Annotated in this window: 1 protein-coding gene; it reads left to right on the forward strand. The window is 58.3% G+C overall.

Going from position 1 to position 1,066, the window contains the following annotated elements; all coding sequences use genetic code 11:
* Nucleotides 1-68: 68 nt before the first annotated feature.
* Nucleotides 69-1,043 (forward strand): IS5 family transposase, encoded by a 975-nt coding sequence (locus tag Q0835_RS29950; protein WP_298967136.1) that lies wholly within the window; start codon nucleotides 69-71, stop codon nucleotides 1,041-1,043.
* Nucleotides 1,044-1,066: the final 23 nt, after the last annotated feature.

Raw genomic sequence — 1,066 nt, forward strand, 5'->3', positions numbered from 1 at the left:
GGCCTTGTTGCATAAATGGGTTTGCGTGCCTACGTGCTCTTCGTTGAGTGTCTTCAGAAGTTTGTTGAATGCCTTTCAAATACAACGCGTCGCGCCGTCACAAGTTTTCCAAATCCAGGTGTCGTGTGACAAACTGGACCGAGTATAATGAAAGCTTGCGTCGGCGGGCGGATATCACGGTCTGGTTTGATGAAAGCGTGGAGCATCAGTGGGGCGTGGGGCCCACCGGGAAGCGGGGCCGGCCCTGCCGGTACTCAGATTTTGCCATCACGGTGACCTTGCAGATCCGGACGGTTTTCCATTTGGCTCTGCGGCAAGTTCAAGGGTTTGTGCGCTCGTTGTTCAAGCTGATGCAGCTTGAGCTGGCCGTTCCCGACTTCTCCACGCTCTCGCGCAGAACCAGCAGACTTGCGCCGTTGCCACGGGAAGGATCAAAGGCGTTCGGTCCCCTTGACCTTGTCGTGGATAGCACAGGCCTGAAGGTCTTTGGGACGGGAGACTGGCAGGAAACCAAGCATGGCAAGACACAACAGCGCCGCTCATGGCGCAAGCTGCACTTGGGACTAGATTTGGAGACAGGTCAGATCGCATGCAGCGAGTTGACGACAGATGACATCGGCGATCCGTCGGCCGTACCGGGTCTTTTGGACCAGATTGACGAACCCGTGCACCGCTTTCTTGCGGACGGTGCCTATGACGGCGCCGCCACCCGGACCGAAATCATGCGGCGCTTTGCCTATGTGGAGATCATCATCCCACCGCCGAAAACGGCCGTTGCCGGCCCTGAGGCCGAGACCGCCCCCACCGCGCGGGATTTGGATGTTCTGGCGATCAAGGCCCATGGCCGCATGGCCTGGCAAAAGAGTAGCGGATATAACAAGAGAGCGCGCGTGGAAACGCTCATGGGCCGCTGGAAGTCCGTCATCGGGGAAAGGTTGAGATCACGCACCCTGGACAATCAGAGAACCGAGAGCCGGATTGGCGTCTCGGTCCTCAACAAGATGACTTCCCTCGCACGTCCCACGTTCGAGCGCATCTCATGATGCTAAATTCCGGGAAAGGGGCC

The organism is uncultured Roseibium sp. (assembly GCF_947499295.1).
GTDB lineage: Bacteria > Pseudomonadota > Alphaproteobacteria > Rhizobiales > Stappiaceae > Roseibium.

Bases quoted from the DNA above. Each gene is read 5' to 3' on its own strand.
- Q0835_RS29950 (WP_298967136.1), top strand. From the start codon at position 69: ATGCCTTTCAAATACAACGCGTCGCGCCGTCACAAGTTTTCCAAATCC.